Origin of the sequence: Mucilaginibacter antarcticus (genome assembly GCF_042686155.1) — a bacterium.
Classification (GTDB): domain Bacteria; phylum Bacteroidota; class Bacteroidia; order Sphingobacteriales; family Sphingobacteriaceae; genus Mucilaginibacter; species Mucilaginibacter antarcticus.
This window is the reverse complement of the sequence record NZ_JBHUON010000002.1, coordinates 213,969-228,304: the sequence shown is the minus strand read 5'-3', so window position 1 is coordinate 228,304 and position 14,336 is coordinate 213,969. Positions and strand designations below refer to the sequence as shown.

Here is a 14,336-nt window from a genome sequence, read left to right as displayed (position 1 = left end):
TAGCCGCTATCAAATGGCTACGCAACCCTAACTGTCTTGCGAAGTAAGCTAAAACAAAAACTTATTTCTGTGGAGCTATTAAAAGTGTGGCCTTATCCGTTATTGCCGCAGATGTGGGCCAGACATATTCTTAGAAAAACAAAATGGGCACGTTTCATATTTAGTTAGTATGTCCTTTATAGCCGATGACTGAAATTAGACCAGAGTTATACTTTAGAGACCTTTTCGAACACACCAGCGACTTAATTCATATCCTGGATATGGAGGGAAGGATAATTACTGTTAATCCCTCCTGGCTGCTTAATCTAGGCTACTCATTAGAAGAAGTAAAGCTTCAGTCAATATATCAATTTATTAAAGCCGACTATCGTGATTTATATCAAAAAAATAGGCGCTCAGTTATAAATGGCTATAACTCAGATGATATCAGGTTTGAAATGATATCAAAAGACGGGCGATCGATTATCTTAAAGGGGCAGATCAGTATAATAGATAATAACAAAGAGCGACCTTATACCCGTGCTGTATTAAAGAATATAACTGCACATGAAATTATTGCGCAACAGCAGGAACAAATAAAGAACCGAATACACGGCTTTTTTAAATATGCCCCAGTTGGTATAATAGTGATCAATGAAAGTCAAATTATAGAAGAATGGAATCTCAAGTCAGAAGCTATACTGGGATATACTTTTGACGAGGCCAGGGGTATGCCCCTAAGCGAGCTAATAATACCCTATAGATATCGTGAGGCCCATCTGCAAGGGATGAAGCATTTCATTAAAACCGGCGTTGGACCTGTCTTAAATAAAACCATTGAAATAAGCGCACTTCATAAAAGTGGAAATGAGTTCCCGGTGACCCTAAGTATTTCAAATATCAAGTTTGGAAATGAGTGGATGTTTATAGCTTTTATTAACGACGTAACTGAAAAGAAAGAGTTAGAAGCGTTAGCCATTCGCAGGGAAACTGAGCTGACGCAATCACAATTATTAGATGAGCGAAAAACCAATTTTTTAACGGTGGCCAGCCACGAGCTTAAAACACCATTGACGGCAATAAAAGGATATGCACAAATTGCACACAAAGTCAGCGAAGTTAATGCCTATGATAAAATAAAGCCTTATCTGTCTAAAATTGATGCGCATACAAATAAAATAACTCATCTTATTTCTGAGTTAATGGATCTTTCGAAAATTGAAACCGGGAAATTAAGAATAAACAAACAGCCTATCGAGTTTGGTAAATTTTTAAGTGAAATTATTGATTCTTCCCGCCAAATTATTCCGAAGCATACTATAATACTAGTTAAATCCACCGATGTAATTTTAGAAATTGATTCGTCTCGTATTGAGCAAGTAGTAAATAATTTGATTAGTAATGCAGAAAAATACTCTGAACCCGGAACCACAATTGAAATCTCGAGCTATATAAAAGAGGAGTTTTTAATTGTACAGGTAACTGACCACGGGATTGGATTAGCAGAAGAAAACCTGGAGATAATATTTGATCGATTTTTTAGAGTGGAGGAGATAACAAATCATATCAATGGCTTTGGTATAGGATTATCTATTTGTTCCGAAATTATTAAGCAGCATAACGGACACATATGGGTAGAAAGCACCTTAAGTAAAGGGGCAACATTTAGTTTTAGCTTACCACTGAAGGCGGAATAATATTTATAGGAAAGTGATTTAACAAGTATAGGTCTACCCACTCAGCCAAGCGAATTCGTTTATACGCTGCATGCAGAATGTCCCGTTTTATTATATTTTACGCAAATGCCTTTTTAGCGTCTCACAATCAATTGCCGCCTTATGGCTCTTCTCACCACATTTGCGTATTCACGCCGAGTACTGTACGCAAGCACAGCGTATTGCTAAATCTCCCTTTGTTATTAATTGGATTTCGCACATCAATCCAATCTGCAAATTTGGTTCAAATAGTAATATATGAATCTTCAATTATAAAGGATAATTTCCCATTAAAGCCTGTCCAATTATGAAAATCATAATAAACTTAAAAAATCATCTGTTTCGTAACTTTTAAATTAATAGCTCGTAATAAGACAAAGTTTAACTATTGATTATAATGAGATTAGATTTACATATAAAAACCTGCGCTCTGATTTGTGTAGTTGTAGTAATAAGTTTTACTGCTTGTAAAAAAGGCGATAATGGATTGCAAGGCATCCAGGGAACGCCGGGCGCGCAGGGCGTACAAGGGGTTGCCGGTTTAGATGGTAAATCCATCCTCTCTGGTACAACAACGCCGGTTACGGCTTTAGGTAATTTAGGCGACTTTTATCTGAACTTGGCAACATCCGAACTTTATGGCCCAAAGCTGAATAGTGGCTGGGGACTACCCATTAACGTTAAAGGCATGAATGGTAACAACGTTACCGAAGTGCCTAATGGTTTAAACGGTGCTAATGGTGCAACGGGCGCTGCCGGAGCAACTGGGCCTGCCGGTGCTACTGGTCCTGCTGGTACTACTGGACCTGCTGGTGCAACGGGTCCTGCTGGTGCTACTGGGCCTACTGGTGCTGCTGGACCTGCTGGTGCAACGGGTGCTACTGGTGCTGCTGGACCGGCTGGCGCGACGGGTGCTACTGGCGCGACGGGTGCTACCGGTGCGGCGGGTAGCAATGGCATCGACGGTAAAAATGGATCACAGTTGTTAAGCGGCGTCGGCGTACCGGCTGCAAGCCTGGGTGTAATTGGAGATTACTATATAAATATCCCAACCGCGGATATGTATGGCCCAAAAACGATAAATGGCTGGGGCGCTGCAGTAAATTTCGCCGGCTCAACATCAAGCGGTGCAAAAACCTACTTAATCAAAGGCCATAAGTTTAATACCGTAACTACTAACGGAAACCCAAATTCTGAACAATACCTTATACAAACACAAATAATACTGGGAGATAAATTTGCGCAAATGGGCGATGAAAGCGTAGCATTTTACTATATAAAAGCGTCAAACTCACCAACGGCTTCCTGGCGTTATGTTAGTGACAGCGGATATGGTAATGAGATATTTTTAATCGGTAACGCTTATATAGCTAACGGCATGGACTCGTATTTCTATGTTTACAGTACTACAATCAATAAAGGCGTTATGGATATTACGGGCCAATCAACCAATGTTGCAAGAAGTGTTATAGACAACGGTATAGATGTCAGGATAGTAATTCTTACCTCCTCCTCTGTTCAGTTATTACAGTCAAAAAATGTTGACATGAAAAACCTTACAGCGGTTCAACAAGCGCTTAATATTAGGTAGTCCATTATTTATCAAAGCTGTATCATTAACCTACATGATACTATAGCTATCGTGTGTACCTGCGGCTTACTGATTAAAGGGATTTGATTTGGTAATATTCCGTTCCTTTTGCCACGCCTCCGGTAAAGCAAGGTATCTGGACCAGTTGTACACACTACAATTGAAGTAATATTATTTAAGTCAAAACTCTTGCAAACGTGGACTTCCACTTATTTATAATCCAACTCTTTTTTAACTATTTTAAAAGCATCGGTATACTGCTTATTAACCCTAGCCATCGCTTCTGATAAATCCTTTAAAGCTTTGGGGTAATTGTTTACAACAGCCATAAGTTGGTTTGATATATCAGCACCTGTTACTTTCTCAATTTCAAACACCCATGATGTTAAGCCAAGATCATAATACATTTGACCTTTGATGGTGTCTTCCGGCTGACGCAAGTAAAAACAGGGGGTGCCATTAGCTGCCGCTATAATGGGCGAATGGCATTCGAAACTCAACACAGCATAAGCTTTGGCATATACCGATGCCGCTTCATCCGGCATCCAATAACCGCGTTTTAACACAAAAGGCTTAACATCATCCGGAAGGGGATTAATCAGCAACTCATCCATTATATCTACTTGATAGGTCATTTCTGGGCAAACCAGCACTTTATTGCCGGTTTTACGCACATAGGCAATTATGGCCTCTCTTAATTTGGCGTGGTCGCGTTCTTTGTTCTTATCATTTAATGCCTCGGTATCCGCTATCCGTTGCGGTGTATAATCTGTACGGCCTGGTTGTTTGTAGTAAGGGGTGCGCCGTAAGCGCGGTACAACACAAATGAATTTTTTATCTTCCAGTTTATTTTCTTGTAAAAAGGGCAACGCTTTAGCCTGGTCATGAATAGTTAAAGCAAAAGTCGCATCAGGGGCAAAAGCAATGGTTCCGTCCAGTCCGGCACCCCGCAGTACTTTTATGGACGCTGTTTCCCTGGTAAAAATAAATGATGCATTGCGCAGCAGTGTAATATTATCAGGCGTAGGTTTTTCCAACGTGATACCAAACACACCAAATGGCTTACCGGTATGTTTATGCCAGGCGGTAAGGTAATCTGCGGCGACAAGATTAGGCCCGGAACCGTGGATAAAGAAATCAGCTTCTTTAAACATGCTACGTACCTCTTCTTTAACCGGCAACAGGTCAGCATCCAAACCACTTAGTAAAATCTTCACATCAGGAAACGCATGAGCAAGCATGTCTTCTACCGGTTTACTTGCCTTGCGTTTCCAAAGGACAATGGAGGCCCCAGGCATTTGTTTTTTCAACAGCGCTATTAGTCCGGGAGTATGTGCAATATCGCCAATATTAATATCCTGCCAGCCAGATACGATAAAAATAACCGGATTAGGTTTGCCCGCTTTAAGTATTGCTGGACCAAGTAACAGGCCGGCAGTAAGCATTCCTGACTGTTTTAAAAAAGATCTGCGGTGTATATTATCAGTTGTCATAATCGGATTTTGGTGTAAGTAATTTATAGCGCTGAACCTTAAAGCGCCCCTTTTTTCAATTGTTCCACCGCGTAGTTCGCTGCCCTTGCCGTAAGCGCCATATAAGTTAGCGATGGGTTTTGTGTAGATGTTGATGTCATGCAAGCTCCGTCTGTTATAAACACATTTTTCACTTCGTGCATCTGGTTCCATTGATTTAACAACGATGTTTTAGGATCCAGCCCCATGCGAATCCCGCCCATTTCGTGAATATCAAGTCCGGGAGCCTGTTTGGTGTCGCGTGTCTTAATGTTCGTAAAGCCAGCAAGTTTATACATTTCTGTAAATTGTGTAAAGAAGTCTGCAAGCATCTTTTCGTCATTGTCATCATAACCCATAGAAATCTCCAATAACGGCATTCCCCAAGCATCTTTCTTTTCGGCATCAAGACTTACCCGGCTGCTCTCTTTGGGTATGGTTTCACCCATCATGTGTGAGTTAACCTCCCAGTTACCCAGGCGAGTATTTAAGAGTTGATTTTTTAGCGATGATCCTAACCCTGAGGTTTGTTGATCGGGCCTGCGCGATGCAGCAAAACCCGCCGCGTAACCACGTAAAAAATCCGTGTCTTGTTTAACCAAATTTCTAAACCGGGGGATGTAACCAGACCCTGGTTTGCGACCATCTGTGGTAAACTGATGAAGCATATCAGCTTCGGCGCTTATTTTTCCACGATAGTTATGAAACGCTACATATTTACCCATCAACCCATTTACATTGCCTAGTCCGTCAGGATAGCTACTTGATTTCGAATTAAGCAAAATATGGTTAGTGCTTAACGCAGATGCGTTTACAAAAATAATGCGGGCAAAGTATTCAATAGTTTGGCCGGTATTTGAATCTACTATCCGTACGCCGCTGGCCTTGCGGGTAGCTTCGTCATACATCACCGACTGCACTAAAGAAAATGGACGAAGGGTAAGTTTGCCTGTTTTTTGAGCCCAGGGAAGCGTGGATGAATTACTGCTGAAATAGCCCCCAAACGGACATCCACGTTGGCACAATATCCTGTTTTGGCATTTGCCCCTACCCTGATCAAAGTGAATTTGCTGCGGTGCCGAAAGATGTGCCATTCGGGCGGCAATTACATGTCGGTCCGGGTACGTTTTCTTTAATTGCTCCTTAAAATACTGTTCCATCACCGAAAGTTCAAATGCAGGCAAAAACTCTCCATCAGGCAACTGGGGCAATCCGTCGCGGTTGCCTGAAATGCCTGCAAACTTTTCAACATAACTATACCAGGGCGCAATATCTTTATAACGAATTGGCCAATCGACAGCAAACCCATCTCTGGCCGGGCCTTCAAAATCAAAATCACTCCATCGCTGCGTATGCCTGGCCCATAATAATGATTTGCCGCCAACCTGGTTTCCCCGTATCCAGTCAAAAGGTTTTTTTTGTGTGTATGGATGCTCCGTATCTTTTGCAAAAAAATGTTTCGAGTCTTCGTTAAATGCGTAACACCTGCTAACAACTGGATTTGCCTGTGTAATTGCAAGCGGCATTTGCAGCCGGTGTTCAAATTCCCAGGGAAACATATTGGTGGTTGGATAATCCAGCAAATGGCGAACGTCGCGACCACGTTCAAGTACCAGCGTTTTTAAGCCTTTTCCGGTTAACTCTTTAGCGGCCCAGCCGCCGCTAATGCCAGAACCAATTACTATTGCGTCAAAGGTTCGGTCTTTTATACTATCGATTGATAAATTGGCCATAACGATTTTATTAACTTTTAACCGGCACTTTCCCGTGCCACCTGCCCGGAACTAACTCATAAACCAATAGTTTGGTCATTACATATTCAGAATTCATATACCCTTTAATTGTCAACTTTTTGGTCAGCCTAAAAAAGGTTTGTGCGTCTGCACCAAGTTTGTTCTCTTTTGAGTCAACCTGGAGTAAAACTTCAGCAAGATTTGCCGCCTTATAGTCTATTTTTTCCAGGCCTGAAAAAAAAGTGTCGCGTGTGCGCTGATCATAGCAATCGTCCAACATCTTTAGTATCCATAAATGCACGCCAAGCTCTTTAGCACCAGGGGTATTTGTTGCAGGTATAATTGCGCTAACTATTGCAGCCAAACCGTCGTGTTGCAGATAGGTGAGTGTAAAATTTTTATATAAGGTAGCGTACGTAGCTGCATTACCGTAAAGCATAGATGGCAAAAACGTAAGCCCTCCCGCAAAAACCAATAACCCTTTAACCGCTTTTCTTCTGTTCATACTCAATTATTGTCAATTTGTTAATAGTTTTTTGCCACAAGTTCATTGGGTCGTAGCATACCCACTAGTCGCCAGGACGTATGCATTTTTTTTAAATGCATAACAGCACATGTTTATTTATCAAAAATTAGATGAAGGATAGCAGGTTTACTTGCTTAACGCTTATTATAATTAATATAAACCTATGGAAAAATTATCGAAGAAAGTTAACTTTTACCACCGCAAGAAAATCGACGGAAATTTGAGTGGTTAAATGCAGCTAATGAATTTAATATACTAGCACAAAAGCGGATGATAATGCTGCAACGCGCTTGTTACGCTTAGAGAACGGTACAAATTGTCTAGCGAGAACGCTATAAAAGGTGGTGCTAAGCGCAATGATAACTCAAACGATGGTTTTGAATTTGAACCTTAGTAGCAATGTACATGAGGTGGCATAAGCCATAAATAAAAAAGCCTCACATTTCTGTGAGGCTTTAAAGTGTGGGAGCTACTAAACTTGAAATGCTTCCGCTTTGAATGTACGTAAAGCCATAAGTTGGATTAGAACCTACATATGGATAGAGAGCCTCGCCAACGGCTTCTAACGTCAATTCATCCCCATCAACCACGGTATAACTTCCGGAAAATGATTGAGAAAATGTTGTTGAAATTGATGCACCAATGATTGCAAAAATTAGTAGTAATGTTTTTTCATACAAGGTGTTTGATTAAGTAAAATATTAAGGTTGTTATGTTTGTTTTTTTTATTTGGGTAACAAAGTTTTTATCATGCTACGATGTTTAGGATTAATTCCGTCATTAAAGTATTAACTACAATAACAATGATATTTAACCCAAAAAAAAATTATCAGCGGAAAAAGAACATTCGTTTTGTTCACTTTTTTTTAGTTTACTGAACGCCGTTGCGTTAAACTATAAATTACATTGACTAGCGGCTAGGAAGTAGTTTTGACAGTTCAGAATCTTTACCTTTGTAGTTCTGAAGGCGACGGAGGCCACAAAACAAGAAACCTTTTTTATGTTTAAACCACGTATTTTAGTAACCTTAGATTCAATGAAAGATACCAACTGTGGTTATTTTTACTTTGGAAAAGGCTTAGGGAATGCATTAATTGAGGAGAACAAAGATAAATTCGATTTGACCTATTATCTTTTCAGAAATACTTCGTATAAGTTTGTTGGAAAATTAGCAATCCTATATTTGTCGTTTTTTGACAAAATATTTTTTACAAAACGTACAAAGTTTGACCTAGTTCATTTTTCTGATCAAACCTGCCGTTTAAAGCCATGGAAGGTTAATGCAAAAAAAATAATGACTGTTCATGATATGAACAAAGTGCATTTAAAATACAGTAAGCCGCACCGAATCGGGATCTATTTAAAAAGACTAAAGAAAAGAATTGATTATTGTGACAAGATAGTAGCTATCTCCAAGTTTGTAGCGAATGACATCTGCCATTACTTCCCTGAAGCAAAAGATAAAATTACGGTTATCTACAATGGAGCAGATAAATTAACTGTTCCAGATAACCACACGCCAACTATTATACCTAACGCTCATTTTCTATTCACTGTTGGTCTTCTTTCTGTTCAAAAAGGTTTTCATTTATTGCCGGCCTTGTTGCATGGCAATACCTATGAATTGATTATCGCCGGTATAGAAACTCCTCATAAACAAAAAATTTTAGAAGAATCAAAAAAATGGGGTTGCCTTGATAGGGTACGTATTATAGGCCCGATTACAGAGGATGATAAGGCTTGGTATTTCAAAAATTGTACAGCTTTTTTGTTTCCATCAATTGCAGAAGGCTTTGGATTACCTGTAATCGAAGCATTACATTTTGGCAAACCGATATTTTTGTCTAAATACACATCTCTGCCAGAAGTTGGTGGCGACGCGGCCTATTATTTTAACAGTTTTGAACCTCGTGATATGCAAAAAGTTTTTAATGAGGGTATGGCTGACTTTGAGATCAATGATCGGACAGACGAAATGATTGCCCAGGCTGACAAATTCACATGGCAAAACGCTGCCAAGTCGTATTTGAAACTTTATGAAGATTGTTTAAAATAATAGTCCTTAACGTCTATGACATTTAATAATAAATCAAGGCTATGAGCAATAACGAAGTGGCGGTTATTATTCCGTTTTACAAGACAGAATTAACCAAGCATGAGAAAATTGCTCTGACACAGTGTGGCAAAGTATTATCTAATTATCCAATCATTGCGGTATCGCCTCATACTCTATCCTTACCTAAGTTAGATGATATTATTGCATTTGCCCAGGCGGTTACTTTCGATAACAAATATTTCGAGAGCATAGCAGGCTATAATAATTTGATGATGTCTTCTGATTTTTATCATAAGTTTTTGGACTTTAAGTACATTTTAATTTATCAAGCTGATTGTTTTGTATTTAAAGATGAATTAACTTTTTGGTGCAAACAGGGATTTGATTACATAGGTTCACCGTGGATTAAGAAGAGCTATCACAAAAATCAAGTAGAGCGAGCTTTGAGAAATTTTAAAGACTACATGCTGGAATATTTTAGCAATACAGATAATAATCGGCCAAATCAATATCAGTTAAATAATAAGGTCGGTAACGGTGGCTTTTCATTACGAAGAGTAAAAGCGTTTTATGATATATGCATTTCAATGCAACCGGTCATAAACCTTTATCTTGCCAACCCAAACAACTATTACAATGAAGATGTATTCTGGAGTATAGAAGTAAACCGGGAGAGACGAATACTCAGCATACCACCTTTGGAAGTTGGTCTGAGATTCGCATTTGAAGTACCACCTTTCAAATTTGCTGAACTTAACGCTAACAATTTACCCTTTGGTTGTCATGACTGGGACAATTATCTTGATTTTTGGCGACCTTTTATAGTTCAACAGGGATATTCGTTAGAGATGAGTTAAGCGTTCCATTTTACGGTCTACAATCGCTCTAAATAAGTCATAGAACTATTAAAAATATCCTCAAGTTGTAAACTCTCAAGTTTGCCGCCAACCGTATCCGGTTTTGAAATTACATTTATACGACTTTCTGTAAGATTTTCCAACTATTAAGTAAAAGCAAGTTTGGAGCAAGTGTAAAGGTTGGCATATGCGATTATAAGTAAAAGCGGGACATTGCTATCCCGCTAACACTATTGTAGTACTTTAATCACTTTCTCATCAACCTCATCGATTACGGTCTGATCAAAGCTGTCAAGGGTAGATGTTCGTGATTTTATTACCGTGGTCATGACCCATAGCTTCGGCTATAATTTCAATTGAGTAACCCAATCGTTTGGCTGTGGTAGCCCATGTATGCCGAGCTAAGTAGGTAGTCACATCACAATCTAACTCACAATCTCCAACTAACTTTCGCAGCCATTTGTTAGTGGTTTGGATCCATTGGGATATTAACGCTTTAGCTTTCATGCTGTCTTCAATTACGACTTGTGACACAACTGGTAGAAGATATTTTGAGTTAGAGCCAGTATAATATGCTAGTAGCTTTTCCGTGTAAGGAAGTAACTTAATTGTTAACTCTTTACCAGTTTTTCTTCTTCTGTAAGTTAGCCGGCCTTTATGGAGGTTGTCGGATGTTAAATAAGCCAAGTCATTAAATGAAGCTCCAATCAAAGTAAAGCTAAGTAAAAAGTAGTTTCTTGCGTGCCACAATTTTGTATTCGGTTTAAGATTGAACTTCGCGATTGACGTCAAGTCGCTAGCGGTTATAGCGCGCTTAGCTGTACGTTCCGTTTTGACGGTGACATCCAAAAACGGATAGACAGACCTTTCAACTAGTTTCGCTTTAATTGCTCTATTGTAAATAGCCCTTAGGGTTCGAAAGTAGTTACTGATGGAATTCAGTTTTATTCCATCTAGTAGGAGTTTGTTTTTAAAGCCTTCCAGTGGTTTATTATCTATATCTATAAACCTTAACTTTGGGTTGTCAACGTATGAAGTAAAACGATTAACTGCGGTTCGGTAGACAATTGCGTCGCCAGCTTAATTGACCGATAGCATGTCTTCAACCAATTGGTCAGCAAACATTTTAACAGTTAAGGGTTTGAATTTGGATTGTGTTGATTGTTTTTCAAGGAGGCATTCTTTCAGGCTGTCAAAACTAAGTTCAGATTCGAGTTCAATTACTGCTTTCTGAACTTTAAGATAGGCCTCCGTAATAGTTTTATTTAGTAGCGTTGCATTGGGGTGAGCGGAGCTAACCATGCTTTTTTCACTGATCCAAGTTTCCTCTTTAATGAATATTCCCGAATTAATGTTGTGGACTTCCGAGAATGGGTGATTCTGATAGTGACTGCGTAAGTCCCGTCTGATTTTGGACGACGGGTATCCAGTAAAATCTTATAAGTTACCATAGTAGGGTTTGTTATTGGCACTTGTTTGTGCAAACAGATTAGCTTAAGGTAGCACTGTTTATGGATGAAGAAACGATATCTCAACAAAAAAGCCCTTAGAATCTAATCTAAGGGCTTTTAAAAGTGTGGGAGCTACTGGGTTCGAACCAGTGACCCTCTGCTTGTAAGGCAGATGCTCTGAACCAGCTGAGCTAAGCTCCCTTGCTTTTGGGACTGCAAATATAGGATGCCTATTTTATTTTTCAAAATAAAAAATAAAAAATACGACTAATGGCTGATAATCAGATAGAAAGGTTTAGAAATACTGGTTATTAACAATAAAAAGGGCAGAAACTTTACGCCCCCGCCCTCTTACTATATAGTCTGTCGCTTTTAATTTTCTATCGTATCATACGGTGTACCTACAATTTTAAATACCGGGTCGCCATTGGTATCGCGCGCGTCCTGGAAGTAGTAACCTTCTTGAGACACATAAAATCGCTGACCGTTTAATCGCAATATTTTAAAACCTTCGGGCAGGTGGTCAACCATGTCGCCAACTTGTGGCAGGTCTTCGGGGGCAATGCCGGTATCCTCGCCTGTGTTTAGCTCGCCGTCTCTGCCAACAATTTGGTAAACCGTTTTGCCGTCATCGCGCTTTACGGGCTGATAATAGACGCCGTTATGCTCATAATACTGCATACCGTTTATCATAATTGACTGCGCTTTAGACGGCAACTTGGTTATTGAAGCCCCTATAGGCGGCTCGACAACGGTATAACTATCGTCTTGCTGGGTATAGTATAAACCATCGTTATAATAGTATTGGTCTGAGCCGTAATAAAACGGATAATAACCATACGGCAGTGTGTTTATGCTAAAGCCCAGTTGCGGCGTGTAGTAGGTATTGTAATAACCACGGTTGTTATAGAAAAACCCGCGCGGCCTTGGGGATACGTAGTTACGGCCATAACGCAAGCCAGGATAACTACGGTAGCTGGTATTATTGTCCCTGCGGAAATTAAAACCATTATTCGCATTGTTACCCCGCTGGCTACCGTTTGGATACAAGCGGGCTGTATTGCCCGGATTATTTGGTTTAAAGGTTAACGGTGAACGGTATTGGCCACCACGTTGAGTTGTAGCGGCATTACCGGTAGCATTTGGCCTTAGTTGTCCGTTAAAATTATTGTTCTGTTGTTGACTGCTATTGTTCCCTTGCGGATTACCCCTTTGTACCGATGGCTGTTGGGCCGGCGAAGAATACGACTGCGGGGCACCGCGTTGCGTTTGCGGCGCCGGTGCACTTTGTTGGACCTGAGCAGGTGGTGAATATGATGGCGCCGGCGCACGCTGAACTTGCGGTTGTGGGGCAGGTGCCGCCGCCGGTGGTGGCGAACTACGTTGAGGTTGCACTGTACCACCTCCGCTTCCGCCGCTGTTGCCTCCCCCGGTAGAATATTGACCTCCGCGTTGCTGCGCACCGGCAGACGGAGCCAACCCTAAGCACAATAGCGAGCCGAGGGCAACTTGTGTTAATGCTTTATATGTCTTTTTCATGTTTTTGGTATAATTGGCAGGGCAAACAAGTCGCCTGTTGTTTTTTAGACGATTACAAGTTTAAAAGGTTTAATATAACGCTACGGCTAAAAAGTAAATATTTGCAGCTAACAATTGCTTACTTTTACTATAGCTGCTCGGCAATAAACAGCAATGGCGCAACAAAATCTAACGTAAAAAAGCCATCTGCCGCAGTGATATAAGTTAATTCATCAACTCGTTTTAGGCCTGTTGTATTTAAATTTTCAGGCAATGATAGCAACCTTATCCCTTCTCCGCCAGGTTTCCATTTGCTAAAGCCAGGCGCAATGCCGTAAATCTTTTCATGCTGATGAAATATTACCAGGTTTATTTGGTCAGCAAACAGCAAATAATCGGTTAGATCAAACTCATCTGTAACAACGTTGACAGCAGGGTAGCCCTGCGTTATCAAATGTTTTAATGCTGCCGCGGCAAAGGAATCAGTGCCAACCGGCAAATGCTTAATGTCCGATTGCAGGTTACCGTCTGCTTCGTCGGTAATTACCCAATCTATTTTAATACCTAGCGAGTTTAGCTGTTCGGCAATTAGGGGGGGCGCCATTAGTGTCGGGCTCCACTCCAGCAATTGGCCCAGCTGTTCTTCATCAAAACCATCCAACCCAAGCACTAATAGCGCCGGCTCCTGTTTTTCGCGAACGATGTGGTGTGATGACATGGCTTTTAAAATTGGAGATTAAAGATTAGTAATTGAGGGCTTAATATATCTTTTTATAAATAGTTTTAACTGCCGATGCCGGGTCATCAGATTTGTTGACCGCCGATGATACGGCGACCCCGTAGATCCCCGTTTTCATTAACAGCTCAACATCGCTTATTTGTATGCCACCTATTGCTATTAAAGGTATCTCCACTCGGTGTCTTTGTAACAATTCATAACCTTCTAAGCCTAACAAAGGTTTGTCATTAAGCTTAGTTTCGGTATGTGCAAACGGGCCGTATCCACAGTAATCAGCGACTGCTAAAGCCTGCAAAGACAACAGGCTTTTTATATTCGTCGCCGATGCGCCAAGCGTTTTATCCTCGCCTATTGTAGCGCGGATTGATGCCAGGTCAGTATCCATATCTTCTATATGTACGCCTTGCACATCTACCTTATCTAATAAGTGATAATGATTGGTGATGATGAGGGTACTACCCCAATCGTCGCAGATAATAGCTAACTCATTTATTTCGGCAATTAGCTCCTCGTCTGTTTTAGTTAAACATCGGTATTGTATCCAATTAGCGCCTGCTTCGCAAGCCATTTGGGCTTGCTCGATGTGGCTGCGGTCAGTTAGATCCTGAGTAAGGTAATGGAATTTAGAAATGTACTTTTTCATATTTAGTGTAGGTATTC

Annotated in this window: 13 protein-coding genes and 1 tRNA gene; 4 read left to right on the top strand and 10 right to left on the bottom strand. The window is 40.5% G+C overall.

All coding sequences use genetic code 11. The annotated features are described in order from the left end of the window. Positions 1-185: 185 nt before the first annotated feature. Positions 186-1,676 (top strand): sensor histidine kinase, encoded by a 1,491-nt coding sequence (locus tag ACFSYC_RS02950; protein ID WP_377123348.1) that lies wholly within the window; start codon positions 186-188, stop codon positions 1,674-1,676. 415 nt (positions 1,677-2,091) lie between these two features. Beyond that, complete coding sequence (locus tag ACFSYC_RS02945) at positions 2,092-3,285, top strand: hypothetical protein (protein WP_377123346.1); 1,194 nt, start codon at positions 2,092-2,094, stop codon at positions 3,283-3,285. A gap of 209 nt (positions 3,286-3,494) precedes the next feature. Here ACFSYC_RS02945 and ACFSYC_RS02940 read toward each other — a convergent pair whose 3' ends face one another. The 4 genes from ACFSYC_RS02940 to ACFSYC_RS02925 all read right to left on the bottom strand — a co-directional run bounded on the left by ACFSYC_RS02940 (position 3,495) and on the right by ACFSYC_RS02925 (position 7,735). Further along, positions 3,495-4,778, bottom strand: a complete 1,284-nt coding sequence (locus ACFSYC_RS02940; protein ID WP_377123344.1) for a polysaccharide pyruvyl transferase family protein — start codon at positions 4,776-4,778, stop codon at positions 3,495-3,497. Positions 4,779-4,816: 38 nt separating this feature from the next. Further along, positions 4,817-6,529 carry a GMC oxidoreductase gene (locus ACFSYC_RS02935; RefSeq protein ID WP_377123342.1) on the bottom strand — a complete coding sequence of 571 codons (1,713 nt, stop codon included), beginning with the start codon at positions 6,527-6,529 and terminating at the stop codon, positions 4,817-4,819. A gap of 10 nt (positions 6,530-6,539) precedes the next feature. Continuing rightward, on the bottom strand, positions 6,540-7,034 hold the full coding sequence (locus tag ACFSYC_RS02930; protein ID WP_377123340.1) for a gluconate 2-dehydrogenase subunit 3 family protein: 495 nt from the start codon (positions 7,032-7,034) through the stop codon (positions 6,540-6,542). A gap of 476 nt (positions 7,035-7,510) precedes the next feature. Continuing rightward, positions 7,511-7,735: a hypothetical protein gene (locus ACFSYC_RS02925; protein WP_377123338.1), complete on the bottom strand. Its 225-nt coding sequence runs from the start codon at positions 7,733-7,735 to the stop codon at positions 7,511-7,513. A gap of 356 nt (positions 7,736-8,091) precedes the next feature. Between ACFSYC_RS02925 and ACFSYC_RS02920 the strand changes: the two genes are divergently transcribed. Beyond that, positions 8,092-9,111, top strand: coding sequence for a glycosyltransferase family 4 protein (locus tag ACFSYC_RS02920; protein WP_377123336.1), 1,020 nt, complete (start codon positions 8,092-8,094; stop codon positions 9,109-9,111). 41 nt (positions 9,112-9,152) lie between these two features. Next, complete coding sequence (locus ACFSYC_RS02915) at positions 9,153-9,968, top strand: DUF5672 family protein (RefSeq protein WP_377123334.1); 816 nt, start codon at positions 9,153-9,155, stop codon at positions 9,966-9,968. A 291-nt stretch (positions 9,969-10,259) separates the two neighbouring features. Here ACFSYC_RS02915 and ACFSYC_RS02910 read toward each other — a convergent pair whose 3' ends face one another. From ACFSYC_RS02910 to ACFSYC_RS02885, 6 genes are all read right to left on the bottom strand, one after another. Next, positions 10,260-11,036 carry a tyrosine-type recombinase/integrase gene (locus ACFSYC_RS02910; protein ID WP_377123633.1) on the bottom strand — a complete coding sequence of 259 codons (777 nt, stop codon included), beginning with the start codon at positions 11,034-11,036 and terminating at the stop codon, positions 10,260-10,262. 12 nt (positions 11,037-11,048) lie between these two features. Continuing rightward, entirely contained in the window at positions 11,049-11,321 is a 273-nt protein-coding gene (locus tag ACFSYC_RS02905) for an Arm DNA-binding domain-containing protein (RefSeq protein WP_377123631.1), read from the bottom strand. Positions 11,322-11,545: 224 nt separating this feature from the next. Next, positions 11,546-11,620, bottom strand: a tRNA-Val gene (locus tag ACFSYC_RS02900). Between the two features lie 171 nt (positions 11,621-11,791). Further along, positions 11,792-12,958, bottom strand: coding sequence for a DUF6515 family protein (locus ACFSYC_RS02895; RefSeq protein ID WP_377123332.1), 1,167 nt, complete (start codon positions 12,956-12,958; stop codon positions 11,792-11,794). A 127-nt stretch (positions 12,959-13,085) separates the two neighbouring features. Continuing rightward, on the bottom strand, positions 13,086-13,655 hold the full coding sequence (locus ACFSYC_RS02890) for a thiamine pyrophosphokinase (RefSeq protein WP_377123330.1): 570 nt from the start codon (positions 13,653-13,655) through the stop codon (positions 13,086-13,088). 40 nt (positions 13,656-13,695) lie between these two features. Further along, positions 13,696-14,319, bottom strand: a complete 624-nt coding sequence (locus ACFSYC_RS02885; RefSeq protein ID WP_377123328.1) for a thiamine phosphate synthase — start codon at positions 14,317-14,319, stop codon at positions 13,696-13,698. Between the last annotated feature and the right edge of the window lie 17 nt (positions 14,320-14,336).

What these genes read in the sequence shown, in the direction of transcription:
- ACFSYC_RS02945 (WP_377123346.1), top strand. Translation starts at nt 2,092, where the DNA reads ATGAGATTAGATTTACATATAAAAACCTGCGCTCTGATTTGTGTAGTT.
- ACFSYC_RS02930 (WP_377123340.1), bottom strand. Translation starts at nt 7,034, where the DNA reads ATGAACAGAAGAAAAGCGGTTAAAGGGTTATTGGTTTTTGCGGGAGGG.
- ACFSYC_RS02895 (WP_377123332.1), bottom strand. Translation starts at nt 12,958, where the DNA reads ATGAAAAAGACATATAAAGCATTAACACAAGTTGCCCTCGGCTCGCTA.
- ACFSYC_RS02940 (WP_377123344.1), bottom strand. Translation starts at nt 4,778, where the DNA reads ATGACAACTGATAATATACACCGCAGATCTTTTTTAAAACAGTCAGGA.
- ACFSYC_RS02935 (WP_377123342.1), bottom strand. Translation starts at nt 6,529, where the DNA reads ATGGCCAATTTATCAATCGATAGTATAAAAGACCGAACCTTTGACGCA.
- ACFSYC_RS02885 (WP_377123328.1), bottom strand. Translation starts at nt 14,319, where the DNA reads ATGAAAAAGTACATTTCTAAATTCCATTACCTTACTCAGGATCTAACT.
- ACFSYC_RS02920 (WP_377123336.1), top strand. Translation starts at nt 8,092, where the DNA reads ATGAAAGATACCAACTGTGGTTATTTTTACTTTGGAAAAGGCTTAGGG.
- ACFSYC_RS02950 (WP_377123348.1), top strand. Translation starts at nt 186, where the DNA reads ATGACTGAAATTAGACCAGAGTTATACTTTAGAGACCTTTTCGAACAC.
- ACFSYC_RS02890 (WP_377123330.1), bottom strand. Translation starts at nt 13,655, where the DNA reads ATGTCATCACACCACATCGTTCGCGAAAAACAGGAGCCGGCGCTATTA.
- ACFSYC_RS02915 (WP_377123334.1), top strand. Translation starts at nt 9,153, where the DNA reads ATGAGCAATAACGAAGTGGCGGTTATTATTCCGTTTTACAAGACAGAA.